This window comes from Kitasatospora sp. NPDC088548, from assembly GCF_044753005.1.
Classification (GTDB): domain Bacteria; phylum Actinomycetota; class Actinomycetes; order Streptomycetales; family Streptomycetaceae; genus Kitasatospora.
Window position 1 is genome coordinate 498036 of sequence record NZ_JBIVMI010000002.1, and the last position, 16237, is coordinate 514272.

Below are 16237 nucleotides of genomic sequence, written 5' to 3' on the forward strand. Positions count from 1 at the left end.
GGCGACAGCTCCGGGACCTCTGCTTTGATGGCGCCCATGAGCGACAGAAGGCTTCGTCAGATCGCGATCCTGCTCTTCCCGGAGGTCGAGGAGCTGGACGCCATCGGGCCCTGGGAGGTTCTCTCCTATTGGACGCGCAAGTTCCCCGAGGACGGCTGGCAGGTGAACTGCGTCTCCCGGGACGGCGCTCCGGCGGAGTGCGCGAAGGGCCTCACCGTCCTGCCGCACTTCTCCCGGGACGGGATGCCGGCCGCCGACGTCGTCCTGCACCCCGGCGGCCAAGGCACCCGCCCGCTGCTGGAGGACGAGGACCATCTCGACTGGGTCCGCCGGCTCGACGCACGGGCGTCGCTGACGACCAGTGTCTGCACCGGGGCGCTCGTCCTGGCCAAGGCGGGCCTGCTGCAAGGCCGTTCCGTCACCACGCACTGGGCGTCCCTCGACCTGCTCGCCGAACTGGAGCCCACCGCCGAAGTCCACCGGGACGCCCGCTTCGTCGACGACGGCGACGTCATCACCTCGGCCGGCATCTCGGCCGGCATCGACATGGCACTGCACCTCGTGACGCGCCTGCACTCGGTGGAACGCGCGCGCCAGGTGCGCCACGGCATCCAGTACTACCCCGAGCCGCCCGTGTAGTCGGGGCGGCGGGTCAGCGCATCCTTCCCCGCGGCTTCAGCTCGCGTGCTCCACGCGGGCCCGGCTGACCGAGCCGAGTACGGTCCCGGCGAAGCCGCCCGGGCCCCGGCTGCCCATCACGAGCAACCGCGCGCCCCGAGCTGCCTGGATCAGCTCATCCGCCGTGACGAACGGGCGACGGCTGACGCCCGCAGTGAGACGTGGTCTGATCAGACGTCGGCCGCGTCACCACGCCCCTCCCCGGCCCGCACACCTACCTGCGAACCCCTTCGCCCACGACGGGCGCGAGAAAGCCCCGGGCGAAGCCCGAATCCGGCACGCCTTCGCCGACCGGGCGGTGCGTCAGGCCGGCCCGTAACCTCCCCCGCCGGGAGTCTCGATCTCCAGGACGTCCCCTGCCGCGAGGTCGGCGCTGTCGCAGCCGGCCAGCCGGACCGTGCTGCCGTCGGCCCGGCGCACCCGGTTGGCGCCAAGGGTGCCGGGCTTTCCGCCGGCCATGCCGTAGGGCGGTACCCGCCGGTGCCCGGACAGGATGCTCACGGTCATCGGCTCGCGGAACCGGATCCGCCGCACCGCTCCGTCGCCACCGCGCCAACGGCCCGCACCACCGCTGCCGTGGCGCACGGCGAACTCCTCCAGCAGGACCGGCAGGCGCCATTCGAGGACCTCGGGGTCGGTGAGGCGGGAGTTGGTCATGTGTGTCTGCACCACGTTCGCACCGTCGAAGCCCTCGCCCGCTCCCGAGCCGGAGGCGACCGTCTCGTAGTACTGGTGCTGCTCGTTGCCGAAGCTGACGTTGTTCATCGTCCCGGAGCCCTCGGCCTGGACGCCGAGTGCGGCGTAGAGTGCGCCGGTGATCGCCTGCGAGGTCTCGACGTTCCCCGCGACCACCGCCGCCGGGTAGACGGGCGCGAGCATCGAGCCGGGCGGTACGACGATGCGCAGCGGGCGCAGGCAGCCGTCGTTGAGCGGGATGTCGTCGGCGACCAGGGTGCGGAAGACGTACAGCACGGCGGCGGTGACGACGGCCGACGGTGCGTTGAGGTTGGAGTCGAGCTGAGCGGCGGTACCGGTGAAGTCGATCGTGGCGCTGCGCTGTGCGCGATCGACCTCGACCCGCACCGCGATCACCGCGCCGGAGTCCGTCTCGTACCGGTACTGCCCGTCCTGGAGGGAGTCGATGACCCGGCGCACGGCCTCCTCGGCGTTGTCCTGCACGTGCCGCATGTAAGCCTGCACCACGTCCAGCCCGAAGTGCTCGATCATCGCGGCGACTTCGTCCACGCCCTTCTGGTTGGCGGCCACCTGCGCGCGCAGGTCGGCGAGGTTGGTGGCGGGGTCGCGGGAGGGGTGGGGTCCCTCCGTGAGCAGCTTCCGGGTCTCGGCCTCGCGGAGTCTGCCGTCCGCCACCAGGAGCCAGTTGTCGAAGAGCACGCCCTCCTGGTGGATCTCCCGGCTGGTCGCCGGCATCGAGCCGGGGGAGATTCCGCCGAGCTCGGCATGGTGGCCCCGGGAGGCGACGAAGAAGAGGATCTCGTCGCGATCGCTGTCGAAGACCGGTGTCACCACGGTGATGTCGGGCAGGTGGGTGCCACCGTGGTACGGGTCGTTGACCGCGTAGGCGTCGCCCGGCCTCATGGCGTCGGCCCGGCGGCGGATCACCTCCTTCACGGTGGTGCCCATCGAGCCCAGGTGCACCGGGATGTGCGGGGCGTTGGCGACCAGGTTGCCGTCGGGGTCGAAGAGCGCGCAGGAGAAGTCCAGCCGCTCCTTGATGTTGACCGACTGGGCGGTCGACTCCAGCCGGGCGCCCATCTGCTGGGCGATCGCCATGAAGAGGTTGTTGAAGATCTCCAGCAGCACCGGGTCGGCTGCGGTGCCGACGCCCGGTTCGGCGCGGGCGCCGGAGCGTTCCACCAACAGGTGCCCGGTCGGGGCCAGCGTCGCCCGCCAGCCCTCGTCGACCACGGTGGTGGCGTTGGCCTCGGCGATGACCGCCGGGCCGGTGACGGTGTGTGCCGGACGCATCCGCTCTCGTTCCAGCAGCGGCACCTCGCGCCAGGCGCCACCGGTGTACAGCCGCACCGTGTGTGCCTCGCCGGGAAGTCCGCCCGGTGTGCCCAGGGCGCCGAGATCGGGCTGCTCGCTGAGGCCGGTGGCCTCCACCAGCAGGGCCTCGACGACGATCGGACGGTCCATCAGGAACGAGTAGGTGGCGCGGTGCACGGCCTCGAACGCGGCGGCCATCCTGGTGGGCCCGGCCAGCTCGACCGCGAGCGTGGTGTCAGTACCGTCGTAGCGCAGCCGTGCCCGGTGCGTCACCCGGATCCGCTCGGTAGCGGCGCCCTGGTCGAGCAGTTCGGTCCGGGCCGCTGCCTCCAGCTCTCCGGCGATCTCCCGGACCGCCGGCATCGAGGCGGGTTCGAGCGCACGCTCCACCGCTCGTTCCCGCAGGACCGTGGTGTCGGCCAGGCCGATACCCAGCGCGGAGAGCACCCCGGACATCGGCGGCACCAGCACCGTACGGATGCCCAGCGCGTCGGCCACCGCACAGGCGTGCTGCCCTCCTGCCCCGCCGAAGGTGGTCAGCGCGTACCGGGTGACGTCGCGGCCCTGCTGCACCGAGATCCGCTTGACGGCGTTGGCGATGTTGCCCACCGCGATCCGCAGGAACCCCTCGGCGATCTGCTCGGGTGAGCGCCGTTCTCCGGTGGCGGCGCCGATCTCCTCTGCCAGCTGCGCGAACTGGCGCCGCACCAGGTCGAGGTCGAGCGACCGGTCGCCATCGGGGCCGAAGACCTGTGGAAAGTACTCGGGCTGGATCCGCCCGAGTTCCAGGTTGGCGTCGGTGACGGTCAGTGGTCCGCCGCCGCGGTAGCCGGCCGGTCCCGGGTCGGCCCCGGCCGAGTCGGGGCCGACCCGGAGCCGGCTGCCGTCGAAGTGCAGGACGGAACCGCCGCCGGCCGCCACGGTGTGGATGGCCAGCATCGGCGCGCGCAGTCGCACGCCTGCCACCTGGGTGGTGAGCACCCGCTCGTACTCGCCCGCGTAGTGCGAGACGTCGGTGGATGTGCCGCCCATGTCGAAGCCGATCACCCGGTCGAAGCCGGCCAGCTGCGACATCCGCACCATGCCGACGATGCCGCCGGCCGGCCCGGAGAGGATCGCGTCCTTGCCGCGGAAGTGCCCGGCCTCGGCAAGGCCACCGTTGGACTGCATGAACATCAGCCGCACGCCGCGCAGTTCCTCGGCCACCTCCCGCACATAGCGGCGCAGCCCCGGCGACAGGTAGGCGTCCACCACGGCGGTGTCGCCGCGCGGCACCAGCTTCATCAGCGGGCTGGCCTCGCTGGAGAGCGAGACCTGCGGGAAGCCGATCTCCTCGGCGAGCCGACCGACCGCCCGCTCGTGCGCGGGGTGCAGGTAGCTGTGCAGGCACACCACCGCGACCGCACGGATGCCGTCCCGGTAGCAGCGGCGCAGATCGTGGGCGAGCCGTTCCAGATCGGGCGCGCGCAGTACGGTGCCCTCGGCCGTGATCCGCTCGTCCACCTCGATCACCCGGCCGTACAGCGGCTCGGGCAGCTTGATCTCACGGTCGAAGATGTGCGGCCGGTTCTGGTAGCCGATCCGCAGCGCGTCCGCGAAGCCGCGGGTGATCACCAGCGCCGTCGGCTCGCCCTTGCGCTCCAGCAGGGCGTTGGTCGCCACCGTCGTGCCCATCCGGACCGCCTCGATCCGATCGGCACCGGCCCGGCCGCCCTCGCGACCCAGCAGCGCGCGGATTCCGGCGACGGCGGGATCGCGGTATCTCGCCGGGTCGTGCGAGAGCAGCTTGTGGGTCAGCACCCGCCCGTCCGGGCTGAGCGCGACCACGTCGGTGAAGGTACCGCCCCGGTCCACCCAGAACTGCCAGCCCCTGCCTGCCACCGCCGGCTCCCTCCGCTCGTCCGGTCGTCCGGTCATCCGCTCGTCCACTCCTCGGCTGCCGGTGGTCCGTCCGGGGGATCCAGCCTCTCAAAACGCGACATACTGGGCATGTCGGCCTGCTCCGAAGGGCGGTGGCAACGGCTGTGACGGCTATGACGGCGGGGGTCCTGCGGGAGACGGCACCCGGTGAGCGGCGGGTGGCTCTCGTCCCCGAACTGGTCCGCACCGTCGGCGCGCTGGGCCTGACCGTCCTGGTGGAGCCCGGCGCCGGCACCCGCGCCTGGTGCCCCGACGATGCCTACACCGCCGTCGGCGCGCGTCTCGTTCCGCGCACCGACCTGCTGCGCCGCGCGGACATCCTGCTCGGCGTACAGAGCCCCAACCTCGGTCTCACCCACCGCTTTCGCCCGGGTCAGCTGCTGATCGCCCTGCTCCGGCCGACCCTGATCCCCTTCCTGGTCCGCCAATGGGCCGACCAGGGCCTCACCGCGATCGGTCTCGACCTGGTACCGGAGAAGATGAGCGACGGATACCCCATGGATGCCCGCACCTCGCAGGCCCGGATCGCCGGCTACCGGGCCGTGCTGACCGCGGCCGACCGGCTGGACCGCTGCCTGCCGCCCTGGGGCTCGACGACCGCGTCCTTCGAGCCCGTCCGGGCCCTGGTTGTCGGCGCCGGGGCCGCAGGCCTGCAGGCGGTCGACACGGCCCGCCGCCTCGGCGCGCTCGTCCACGTCCATGAGCTGCGGCGCCGCGAGCGGGCGGAGGCCGTCGCGCTCGGCGCCACCCTGCTCGACCTGCCGAACCTTCCCCCGGTGACCGGCGCGGCGGGACTGGCCCAGGCCCTCGACACCGAGCAGGACGAGCTGCGCCACGGGCTGGCCGCCGCGCTCCCCGGCTTCGACCTGGTCTTCGCCTCCGTCGACCCGCCCGACAGGCCACCACCGACGCTGCTGACCGGCGACGCGGTGCGCGCGATGCGCCCCGGCTCGGTCGTGGTCGACCTGGCAGTCGGCCCGCTGGGCGGCAACGTCGAGGGCGCCGAACCGGACACCACGACGCCGGTCGGTGACGGAGTCACGGTGATGGGCGCCGGCAACCTCCCGTCGCAGGTACCCGCCACCGCATCGACCGCCTTCGCACACAACGTCACGGCGCTCCTCCGGCATCTGACCCGTGGCGGCGGCCCACCGGCGATCGATCCGACCGACCCGCTCCAGGCCGCCCTGCTGGTGACCCACCGCGGCAGCGTCCTGAACCAGGCCACCTGGCAGCTGATCCTCGACGCCACCGCCGCCGCCGGCACCGCATGACCAGAAACTCGACCCCGGCGGACGGGAGGCACGGGCGGCCTTCCCCGGTGGCCACCGGTCACGGTCACGAGGCCGCGCTGACGGCGGTCACCACCGCGGCACTGGCGGTCGGCAGACTCGCCCGCCTCACCGGCCCCCGGCCGCCGAAAACAGGACCGCATGGCGCGCGACGGAGACGGCGTGGTCGGCACAGCGCTGGTAGTAGCACGCCAGCAGGGTCGCGTCGGCGCTGTCTCCGGCCCCGGCAGGTTCGGCCCCGGACAGCAGCAGCTCGTACAACAGGCGCTGCCGCTGGGCGACCTCGTGCTGCTCCGCGAGCAGATCCGCGCGGGCTTCGGCGGCCTCGGCCTCCAGCGTGTCAGCGGCCTTGGCGAGCATCACCAGCACGACCTCGCCCATTCCGCGCAGGGGCAGCCTCAGCCGCTCCGGCCACGGCTCGGCCGACTGGCGCGACCAGGCCAGTCGCAGCAGCTGCTCAGCGAGATCCGCCAGGCATTCCACCTCGGTACCCACATGCACGCCGACGACGATCGCGTGCCGGTCCGACCTCTGTGCGGTCCTGCCCGGCAACACGCCTGCCGCGTCCTCCTCGATCCGCTCACGCAGCTCTGCCAGCGCCTTGTCGGCAGCCGTCGCCCCCTCCGCCACGGCGGCCGAGCCGGTCAGCCCGTCCATGACCTCGCTCATTGCCGCGCTCGCCAGCCGGACCAGCTCGGCCAGCTCGCCGGTCAGCCGGCGTTGTCCGTCGCGCCCGTTCCCAGCCATCGGTCGACTCCCGTTCCCGGCGGGCCGGCCGGCTCCGCCGTCTTCACCACCGCCGTGCAGTGGTCCATCACTTCCCAGTCTCACCGTTCCCACAGGCGGCTGCCCCGGCCGCCCGAAGTGCGACCGGTGCCGCCGTTGTCCAGGCTGGACGTGGTACCGCCGTGAAGTGCGGGAGGCTGTCACGGGGCGCTCGGACGGCAGTACCGCGAGGAGCCGACGGCCACACGGGGCACACCGCGACCGTCATGGTCCCACCGGGCGGGAAAGCCGGCTCCACCGTCTGAGCTGCCACGGCCCGTCCGGTCCGGCAGAGATCGGGCAGAAATGACGACACGGAGGCAACCACCATGCAACCGGAGATCACCGTCGGCCTCGACGGCTCCCCCGAGAGCCTGTCCGCCGCCCGTTGGGCAGCCCAGGAGGCGCAACTGCGCGGGCTACCGGTACGGCTGCTGCACCTGTGGATCCTGCGCTCCATGACGGCGCAGAACGTCCCCGGTGAGCACCCACAGGCCCGGGCAGCGCAGCGCATCCTCCAGGACGCGGAGAGCGACCTGCTCAAGCGCTACCCCGACGTGCCCGTCATCAGCGAAGTCCTGCCCGTGGACACGCCGACGGCACTGCTGCCCGCCGCCCGCAACGCGGAGATGCTGGTGCTCGGTTCGCAGGGGCTGGGCAGCGTCCAGGGCTACCTGCTCGGCTCGCTCGCCCTGCACGCCGTCGCCCGGTTCGAACGGCCCGTGGTGCTGGTCCGCGCCTGCGAGGAACCGGAGGGCACCCGCACACCCGCCGCGCGGCCCGGCGCGGTGGCCGTTGGCATGAGTCTCCGCTCCGGGTACGAGGGCGCGGTCGGGTTCGCCTTCGGCGCCGCCGCCAGACGCCGCACGCCCCTGCTCGCCGTCCACGCCACCACTCGCCGGCCAGTGGCCCTCAGCTGGGACCGGCCGCCCAAGGAGTCTCTGCAACAGTCGGACCAGCAGGCACTGCACGAGGCGCTGCTCCCATGGCGCGAGAAGTTCCCCACCGTCCACGTGGTGGAGCACCTCAGCCACGACGGCCCGGGCCGGGCCGTCGTGGACATCGCACCCGGCGCAAGCCTGCTCGTAGTGGGGCGCGGCGGATACCGCACCGGCCTGGGACCACGCATCGGCCCGGTGGCCCACGCCGCGATCCACCACGCGGTCTGCCCCGTCGCCGTCATCCCGCACGACTGACATCCGGGCCCGCGCCCGGCACGGAGAATCTCGGCGAGCGCAAGGCGCGGGCCGGAAATTGACGATCGCCCGGGAGCAGACCACCGGGCGGGGCCGCGCGGCCATCGCTTCTGGGCGCGAACCGGACTAGCGTCGGGTACGGAGTGGTCCACGGTCGGCCCGGGAAACCGGGACGCAACCGTACCGGGGCCGAGTGGGCACGCCGGATGCCGTCAGCCGTACGGGCAGCCGCACCTGCCTCGCGCTCCAGCCGGGTGTACCGCGCTGCATCACGGTGTGGCGGCCCCGAAGAGCCACGGTTCCGCCCGAGGAGGGCTCGTATGACAACCGGAACCGAGGTCGACACCAAGGCCCTGGAGCTGGTCGCCGCGCCCGGGCCCGTCCCGTCCGCCACCGCTACGACGGCTGCTACGGCCTCATCCACCCGCCGGGCAAGCCCCCCGACACAACCACCCCCGCAGGAGCAACCGATGACGACCCACCCCACCACCGACCCCACCACCAGCGACTCACCCGGCGACGGCCTCCACCCGCCCGGTCGAGACCTCGAAAGCGCCATTGAGCGCGTGGAAATGCTGGAGTCCCAGGTCCAGGCCCTCGGGCAGGCGATCCGCACCCTCGTCCAGGGGATGGAGGAGATCCCCGACCAGGAACCCGACCCCGAGCAGGCCGCCCGCAGCGCCCGCCTGGCCCACGAACTCCTGCTCGCCCAGGGCCTCTAGAAAACCGCTCCCCCGATCCGACGGCCTCTCGAAGTCGAACTGACCCCCCAGGGGGCCGACATGGCCGCGACGGCGACCTCCCGGGCCAACGGCGGCGGGCTCTTCCACCATCAAGGAAGAGCGCGGCGCTCAGGCACTGATCCTGAACACCGCGCCCAAGTCCTCGTGCTCCCAGGCCCTCGTGCTCCCAGGCCCTCGTACACGGGTCGGCCACCGACGGAGGCGTCCAGTGCACGACCACGAACGCACGGGCTCGATGTTCCCCCCCGGGTTCACCGCGCTTGTGCTACGTCTGTCAAGGTGCCCGGATCAAGGTGCCCGGATCCGGGCAGGCGCCGGGCAAGAGCCTCAAGGGCACGCGCGAACGACGGCGCCCTCGGAGCCGTCCCGATGCCGCTGATCCGACGGAGCACGAGCTCACGACGGGGACGGACGTGCCACGGCGAGACAGGCGGAGGACCATGGAGGACAGCGGACAGGTCGGCGACCGCGCCCTCCCTCGGACCTACCGGAGTCGCGGAGTCCGCCGGCCCGCTCACCGGCCGCACACCGTCGGAGGTCACCATGGGCAACGTTTCCACTCACGGTTCCGCCGGCCCGGTAGTGGTCGGTACGGACGGCTCGGAGCCCGCCCGTCGCGCCGTGCTCTTCGCCCTCCGCGAGGCACAGGTGCGCGGCGTCACCGTGCGGGCCGTCTGCGCCTACGGCTCCAGCCACACCGGGCGGTCGGATCTGGGCGGGGCTGCCTGGCCCCGCACGAGCGGCGAGTTTCCGACACACCTGCACGACATCGTCGCGCGCGAGGTGACGGACTCGGTCGACGAGCTACGCCGACAGGTCGGCGAGCCGTTCGTCGAGGTCGAGGTCCACTGCGAGCGCGGCCGGCCCACGCAGGTCCTGCTGCACGCGAGCCGGGACGCGAGCCTGCTCGTGGTGGGCACCCGGGGCGCCGGCATCTGGGGTCGCCTCGCGCTCGGCTCGACCAGCACCGAGGTCATCCACCACGCCCACGTTCCCGTCGTCGTCGTGCCGCCCGCGCCCGAGGCCTCGGCTGCGTGAATCGGCGCACCACGCCACCCGCGGACCGCCCGGACCGGGGAAGGCCGTCCGATCGGCACCGCCGGCCGCGGCGGCCTGTGGACCAGGGACGCCGGTCAACCGGTTGACCGGCAGATCCGGCAACCGCGGCGCGGATGCCGGTCCGGTCGAACGACCGGCAGAACCCGGCGTCAGGTCAGCTGAACGGCACGACCGCGACGGGGCAGAGCGCATGGTGGATCGCCGCATGTGCGACCGCACCCAGGTGCGGTCCGACGGGCACGCGCCGGACGTGGCGGCCGACCACCAGGAGCCCGGCCCGCGACGCCGACTCCACCAGAGCGACCTCCGGACTGCCGGACACCAAAGCTGTCGCGACCTCCACGTTCGGACAGCGCTCGCGCCAGGGTGCCGGCATCTGCGCGAGGGCCCGCTCCTCGGCAGCCGCCAAGTCCTTCTCCTCACCGCCGCCGCTTCCGAAGGACAGGTGTGCCCTGCCACCCGGCGGGCTCCAGGCATGGACCACCCGCAGTGGCACCGAACACACCGAGGCCTCCTCGAAGGCGAAGGCGAGCACCTCGTCGTACGGCTGCCGAGGGTCCCTCGTGGGCCGCCCGAGGGGAGTCTCGCGGAATCCGGGGCTCGGGCAGCGGGCGCCGCTCCCTCATGGTGGTCCTGCGTGCGGACCGAGTACTGCGGGCGTTGCTCCGTCGACGCTCCGCCCGTCACCTCCGACCTTCCTGCGGCCGGCGGGGCTGCGCCGGCCGTGGGCTCCCGTTCACGATGCCGAGAACGACCTTGCCGTCCACGGTCTCCTGCTCCACCAGCAGCCCGGCCAGCTCCTCCAGCTCGCGGCGGTGACCGCGCAGCAGCCCGACCGCCCGTGCCTCGGCCTCCCGGAGCAGCCGGGCCACCTCCTGGTCGACCGTGCGCTGGGTCTGCTCCGAGTAGGGCCGGCGCAGCAGGTCCTCCGGGCTCTCGCCGAGGTGCTGCGGGGTGGTGATGGCGTATCCCACCGGCCCGAGTTCGCTGGACAGGCCGAACTCGCGGACCATCCGGGTGGCGAGCGCGGTGGCGTTGGCCAGATCGTTCGCCGCGCCGGTCGATCCCTCCCCGAAGACCACCAGTTCCGCGGCCCGGCCGCCGAGCTTGACGGTGAGCAGGTCGGTCAGGTAGCTCTCGCTGTACAGGTGCCGCTCCGCCTCGGGCAGCTGCTCGGTGGCACCGAGGGTGACGCCGGCGGGCAGGATGGTCACCTTGGCGACCGGGTCCGCGTGTGCGCACAACGCGGCCATCAGGGCGTGCCCGGACTCGTGGACGGCGACCGAGCGGCGTTCCTCCGGGAGCAGCGCGTTGGAGGACTCGCGGCGGCCGAGGAGCACCCGGTCGCGGGCGGTGTCGAGGTCCTGCGCGCTGATGGTGGCGCGCTCGGCGCGTACCGCGTTGATGGCGGCCTCGTTCACCAGGTTGGCCAGGTCGGCGCCGGAGAAACCGGGGGTGCCGCGGGCGATGCGGTCGAGGTCGACATCGGGGGCCAGCGTCTTGCCGTGGACGTGGACCGCGAGGATCGCGGCCCGCTCGGCCTGGCTGGGCAGCGGCACGGTGACCTGGCGGTCGAACCGGCCGGGCCGCAGCAGCGCCGGGTCGAGCGCGTCCGGGCGATTGGTGGCGGCCAGGACGACGATGCCGGTGCCCTGGTCGAAGCCGTCCATCTCGGCGAGCAGCTGGTTGAGGGTCTGCTCCCGTTCGTCGTTGCCGCCCAGCCTGCTACCGCCGCCGCGCCGACCGCCGACCGCGTCGATCTCGTCGATGAAGATGATCGACGGGGCTCGCTTGCGGGCATCGTCGAACAGGTCCCGGACCCGGGAGGCCCCGACGCCGACGAACATCTCGACGAAAGCCGAGCCGGTCACCGAGAGGAAGGGGACCTCGGCCTCTCCGGCGACCGCGCGGGCGAGCAGGGTCTTGCCGGTGCCGGGCGGGCCGACCATGATCACGCCACGGGGTCCCTTGGCCCCGGCTGCGGCGTACCGCTCGGGGCTGCGCAGGAAGTCCACGACCTCGCTGACCTCCTGCTTGACGCCCTCGTAGCCCGCGACATCGATGAACCGGGTACTCGGCCGTTCCGCCTCGATGATCTTCGCCCGTGACCGCCCGATCGCGCTCAGACCACCGGTCATCGTCCTTGAGACCGCACGCCCCGACCAGAGGAAGAGCGCGGCGATGACGATCAACGGCAGGAAGACGAACAGGGTCGACAGGATCGAGCCGCCTCCGCTCTGGGTCGCGGTGATCGCGACGTGCTGGGTCTGCAGCTGTCTGGTGAGCTGACTGTTGTCCAGTGCGGTCGGGATCTGGGTGGTGAACCTCGTCCCGTCCTTCAGCGTGCCGGTGATCGCGCCCTTGTCGGTGATGTCGACCGTCTTGACCTGGCCTGCGTCCACCCTGCCCGCGAAGTCGCTGTAGGCGTAACGGGGTTCTGTTCCGGGACGGCTGTGCGTCAGCAGGAGGGCCAGCACCGTGACGGCGAGGACGGCCGGCAGCAGCCATCGCCGCCAGCCCGGCGACTGCGGCGCCGATGTCGGCGGCCCAGGCTTCGACGGCCGCCGCACGGGCCCGGGTCCGGACTTTCCGGCCGCGTGCAGAACGGGAACCAGCATGCGTGCGATCATCCGATGCATTCGAGCCTCCCGTCCCATGGTCCGTCGACGGCGCGGGCGACGGGCGGAGCCGGTCGGCCCACCGGCCCGGGACATCCGGTCACCGTTGCCGGGTCCGTACGCCGACCCGGCACGGGAGGACGATCCTGCGGGTGCAAGCGCGGGTCGGCCGCCGGAGCGACCTCTCGGCCGGCGCCCCGGGCAGGGCTGGACGGTGGAACCTCCCACCACCCGGAGCCCTCGGGTGGACGTCAGCGGGCGATCGGGTCGCCCTGAACCTGTCGCAGACGCTCCGTCACTCCCGCACCTTGTGGGGGCGGGGGCGCACGACAGCCACGGGGCAGATGCCGTAGTGCAGGAGAGCGTGGCTGACGGATCCGAGAGCAAGACCGTGGAAGCCGCCCCGGCCACGCGAGCCGACGACCGCGAGATCGGCCCGGTCGGAGGCACGGACCAGCAGTGGCGCGGCTCCTCCGCGGACCACGTCACGCTCGACCTCGACATCGGGGAACCGCTGGACGAGGTCGCCGAGCTGTTCGTCCACTTCGCTCCGCTGCCGGGCCTCCTCCTCGTCCGGGTCGACCTCGGCCCCGTCGGTGCCGGCCGGATTCGGCATGCTCCACGCCCGCAACACCTGGAGACGCGCCCCACGCAGCGACGCCTCCTCGAATCCGAACTCCAGGGCGCTGTCGGAATGCGGGGAACCGTCGGTGCCGACAACCACTCTGCGATGGCCCGTGGTGATCTGCCCGACCACCACCACCGGGCCCGCCGCGTGCCCGGCGACCTGCAGACCGACCGAACCGACCAGCAGGTTCCAGAAACCGCCCTCCCCCCGGGCGCCGAGCACCACACTGTGCGCCTGCTCGGACATCGCGCGGAGGATCTCGGCGGGGGAACCGGGGAACTGGGCCGACCCCACCTCCAGACCGGGATGGCTCTCCTTGATGATCGCCTCCGCCTCCTTCAGGATGCCCGCACCCCGTCGGCTGAGGCCCTGCGAGCGTCCGGGCGGGAAGAACGGGGCGTCGAACTCCCAGCCGGGCAGCACATGCACGATGTGCAACGGACAGCCGTGCAGTACCGCCTCGTTTCCCGCCCACACGAGGGCGCGCAGGCTCCGTCCGGAACCGTCCACTCCCACAATCACCGGATCATTCATCGCTCCTCCTGCCAGATCGTCGCGGCGAAACGTCGTAGTGCCCGGTTTTCCTGAGCCGACGGGCCCACGTCGCCGGTCCGGGGCCGCTCATGCCAACGGCTCCTACCATCCAGACTCGCGTGCCCCGTGCCTGCCCGCCATCGGTCGGGGCGGAGTGCTCCGAGTGGTCCGGTCAGCCGCAGAACAGGCACGCGCCGGTGTGGGCACCGCCACGGCGAAGCGCCCGGTTGCCCGCCGGGGGCGTCAGACGGGGGCGACGGCCCTGACATCGACGTCCACCACTCCGGGCACGGCCCGGACCAGACGTTCCAGCAAGGGAAGCACGGAGGCATCCGGCAGGGTGCCGGTCAGAACGATCCGGCCCTCCACCGCCCTGACGCCGACCGCCGACGCCTGTTCGGGGTGGAGGACCGCGAGAATCTCAAGTTTCACCTGGTCGGCGAGCTCCTCGTCGGTCCGGAGGTGAATCTTGAGCAGGTCGCTGCGGCTGACGATGCCGATCAGGAAGCCTTCGTCGTCCACCACGGGGAGCCGCTTGAGATGGCCGCGGGCCATGGCCCGGGCGGCCTCCGCCGTCGGGCTGTCGGCGTGCACCGTGACGGCCGGTTCCGACATCATCTGCCCGGCGGTGAACGCGGTGCCGCGCTCGGGTTCCCGGTCCCGAGTGGTCAGCAGGTCGGCCTCGGAGACCACGCCGATCACCCGGCCGTCGCCGGCCAGGACCGGTACCGCGCTGACCTTCCACCGCTGGAGTGTGTCCAGGACCTCTCGGAAGGTCGCGTCGCGGCCGACGGCGACGACGGCGTGGGTCATCACCTCGCCGACGGTGTTCCACTGGTGTGTCATGGTGTGCTCCGTAAGGTGTCAGCCGGGTACGCCCGCACTGCCCGGACCGGTGCCGCCCTCCCGGAGAGCGCTCCAGGAGACCGGACCCAGCAGGTCCGACAGGCGTTGCAGGACGTCCAGAAAGAGGTCGTCGACGGCCAGCAGGCCGACCGGGCGTTGTCGTCCGTCGAGTACCGGCAGACGCCTGACCCCGGCACGGCGGAAGACCCGGTAGGCGGCTTCCAGATCGTCGGTCGCGTCGACCGTGACGGCAGGTGCGGACATGAACTCCGACACCGGCGTCTCCGGGTCGGTGCCCGTGGACAGTACCCGGACGGCCAGGTCCCGGTCGGTGACGACGCCGTGCAAGGTGTCGTCACCGACGACCAGCACGCAGCCGACGGCCTCGGTCTCCATCCGGCGCGCTGCCTGCCGTGCGGTCGCCCGTGGCAGCACCGTGACCGGCGGGGTGATCATCACGTCAGCGATCCGCATCGCTACCGCTCCGGGGCGATCGACACGGCCGCGGCCTGCCGCACCAGCAGCGACGCCAGGTCCCCGGCCTCGCCGGGGGTCAACAGGATCCAGACCGCGTCACGGTCGTACGGCTCACAGGCGGTTTCCAGGACGATGCGGCCCTGGTCCAACGGCAGGACTTCCGGGGCGTACCGGGAGATCGCGATCGTACGGCCGCTCCGGGTGTGCATCAGGCTCTGCTCGAAGGGGACCTCGGTCTGCGGCATGGTGCGCCTCCCTCGGAATGCTTCTCGTCTTCCAGGGAAGCGCCACGCCCGGCGTTGCGGCCAGGGCTGGCCGGTACCGGGCGGGTGGGCCGGTCGGCCCTGGCGGGTCGAGTACCTCGGTGATGCGCTGGAGTTCACGGGACTCCGCCCGTTCGGGGCCGCTGCCGCCACCGAGGCGGCTTCCACCGCGATCGTCCACCGGTGAGGGCCGGTGAGGCGTCACCGGTCCGCGCGGTAGGCGTGCGGGTGCTCCATGGCGACGCCGGTGTCATCGTCCGTCCAGTCGAGCGTCTGGTGCACGGCCACCACACCGTCCACCGCTCGGCACAGCTGCTCGGTGATCGGGACCAGGCTCCGGCGGGGCACCCGCCCGGTGAGGGTCACCACGCCCTCGTGGACGGCGACCTGGATGTCGCCGGGGGCGAGCCAGAGCGTCTGGCCGAGCACGTCGTGCGTGATCTCCTCGCGGATCGCCGCGTCGTGGCGGAGGAACACCTGGAGCAGGTCCCGGCGGCTCACGATGCCGACCAGCCTGCCGACCTCGTCGACCACGGGCAGCCGCTTGACCTTGTGCTTGTCCATGGCACGGGCGGCCTCCGGCACGGACCAGCCGGGCCGCGCGGTGACGGGCGGGCTGGTCATCAGTCCGCCGGCGGTCTCGGCCTCCGCGCGGGCCCGGTCGTGGGCGTCCAGCCAGCGGCCCGGGAAGCGGCCTTCCGGGTCCGGGAGCACGGCCTCCTTGCGGATCAGGTCGGCCTCGGAAACCATGCCGAGCGGGCGGCCCTGGTCGTCGAGAACGGGGATCGCGGTGATGTCGTTACGGTGGAAGAGCGCCGCGACCTCCTTGAACGACGTGTCGGGCCTGGCGGTGACGACCTCCCGGGTCATCACGTCCTGGACGGTGCGGTGCTGCATGGTCCTCACTCCTTCGCGAGCGGTGCTCCGCCTTCACTGTCCAACCCCGGGCGGGCCCGGACACAGGGCCGTTCGGCCCCGCTGCCCGGGCCGACCCGGCCAGGCCTGCTCACCTCCCTCGGCGGTGTCGGAACGGTTACCGGCGGCAAGTTCCTGGTGGAGACCGGCCACGCCCGGATCATGGTCGACTGCGGCCTGTTCCAGGGCCTGGCCGGACTTCGCCGCCGCAACTGGCGCCCGCTACCGCTCGGCCCGGCCGACGTCCGGGCGGTGGTCCTCACCCATGCCCGTCTCCGCCTCCGGCATGGCCA

15 protein-coding genes and 1 pseudogene are annotated in these 16237 nt (G+C 72.5%); 6 read left to right on the top strand and 10 right to left on the bottom strand.

Annotated features, from left to right (window positions below; translation table 11 throughout):
* Positions 1-36: 36 nt before the first annotated feature.
* Complete coding sequence (locus tag ACIP82_RS05075) at positions 37-639, top strand: DJ-1/PfpI family protein (RefSeq protein WP_400650983.1); 603 nt, start codon at positions 37-39, stop codon at positions 637-639.
* Positions 640-675: 36 nt separating this feature from the next.
* On the opposite strand, the gene ACIP82_RS05080 is transcribed toward ACIP82_RS05075, so the two are convergent.
* On the bottom strand, positions 676-852 hold the full coding sequence (locus ACIP82_RS05080) for a universal stress protein (protein WP_400651156.1): 177 nt from the start codon (positions 850-852) through the stop codon (positions 676-678).
* A 129-nt stretch (positions 853-981) separates the two neighbouring features.
* Entirely contained in the window at positions 982-4605 is a 3624-nt protein-coding gene (locus ACIP82_RS05085) for a hydantoinase B/oxoprolinase family protein (protein ID WP_400650986.1), read from the bottom strand.
* A gap of 116 nt (positions 4606-4721) precedes the next feature.
* Here ACIP82_RS05085 and ACIP82_RS05090 point away from each other — a divergent pair, with 116 nt between their 5' ends.
* Entirely contained in the window at positions 4722-5882 is a 1161-nt protein-coding gene (locus ACIP82_RS05090) for an NAD(P) transhydrogenase subunit alpha (protein WP_363612846.1), read from the top strand.
* A 126-nt stretch (positions 5883-6008) separates the two neighbouring features.
* Here ACIP82_RS05090 and ACIP82_RS05095 read toward each other — a convergent pair whose 3' ends face one another.
* Positions 6009-6647, bottom strand: coding sequence for a PhoU domain-containing protein (locus ACIP82_RS05095; RefSeq protein WP_400650988.1), 639 nt, complete (start codon positions 6645-6647; stop codon positions 6009-6011).
* Positions 6648-6994: 347 nt separating this feature from the next.
* On the opposite strand from ACIP82_RS05095, the gene ACIP82_RS05100 reads away from it, so the two are divergent.
* The 3 genes from ACIP82_RS05100 (at position 6995) to ACIP82_RS05110 (ending at position 9642) form a co-directional block, all read left to right on the top strand.
* Complete coding sequence (locus ACIP82_RS05100; RefSeq protein ID WP_400650991.1) at positions 6995-7861, top strand: universal stress protein; 867 nt, start codon at positions 6995-6997, stop codon at positions 7859-7861.
* A 320-nt stretch (positions 7862-8181) separates the two neighbouring features.
* Positions 8182-8583, top strand: coding sequence for a hypothetical protein (locus ACIP82_RS05105; protein WP_400650992.1), 402 nt, complete (start codon positions 8182-8184; stop codon positions 8581-8583).
* A gap of 564 nt (positions 8584-9147) precedes the next feature.
* The gene (locus ACIP82_RS05110; protein ID WP_363612838.1) at positions 9148-9642 is read left to right on the top strand and encodes a universal stress protein; all 495 of its coding nucleotides are present in this window, start codon (positions 9148-9150) and stop codon (positions 9640-9642) included.
* A gap of 175 nt (positions 9643-9817) precedes the next feature.
* On the opposite strand, the gene ACIP82_RS05115 is transcribed toward ACIP82_RS05110, so the two are convergent.
* From ACIP82_RS05115 to ACIP82_RS05145, 7 genes are all read right to left on the bottom strand, one after another.
* Entirely contained in the window at positions 9818-10198 is a 381-nt protein-coding gene (locus tag ACIP82_RS05115) for a universal stress protein (protein WP_400650995.1), read from the bottom strand.
* Positions 10199-10346: 148 nt separating this feature from the next.
* On the bottom strand, positions 10347-12281 hold the full coding sequence (gene ftsH / locus ACIP82_RS05120) for an ATP-dependent zinc metalloprotease FtsH (protein WP_400650998.1): 1935 nt from the start codon (positions 12279-12281) through the stop codon (positions 10347-10349).
* A 295-nt stretch (positions 12282-12576) separates the two neighbouring features.
* A complete protein-coding gene (locus tag ACIP82_RS05125; protein WP_400651001.1) occupies positions 12577-13443 on the bottom strand; it encodes a universal stress protein in 867 nt (288 codons plus the stop codon).
* Positions 13444-13686: 243 nt separating this feature from the next.
* A complete protein-coding gene (locus ACIP82_RS05130; protein WP_400651004.1) occupies positions 13687-14289 on the bottom strand; it encodes a CBS domain-containing protein in 603 nt (200 codons plus the stop codon).
* A gap of 18 nt (positions 14290-14307) precedes the next feature.
* Positions 14308-14763, bottom strand: a complete 456-nt coding sequence (locus tag ACIP82_RS05135; protein ID WP_400651007.1) for a CBS domain-containing protein — start codon at positions 14761-14763, stop codon at positions 14308-14310.
* A gap of 2 nt (positions 14764-14765) precedes the next feature.
* Positions 14766-15011: a hypothetical protein gene (locus tag ACIP82_RS05140; protein ID WP_363612828.1), complete on the bottom strand. Its 246-nt coding sequence runs from the start codon at positions 15009-15011 to the stop codon at positions 14766-14768.
* Positions 15012-15230: 219 nt separating this feature from the next.
* A complete protein-coding gene (locus tag ACIP82_RS05145; protein ID WP_400651011.1) occupies positions 15231-15926 on the bottom strand; it encodes a CBS domain-containing protein in 696 nt (231 codons plus the stop codon).
* Positions 15927-16007: 81 nt separating this feature from the next.
* Here ACIP82_RS05145 and ACIP82_RS05150 point away from each other — a divergent pair.
* Positions 16008-16220: pseudogene (locus ACIP82_RS05150) on the top strand (MBL fold metallo-hydrolase); the annotation flags it as partial.
* Between the last annotated feature and the right edge of the window lie 17 nt (positions 16221-16237).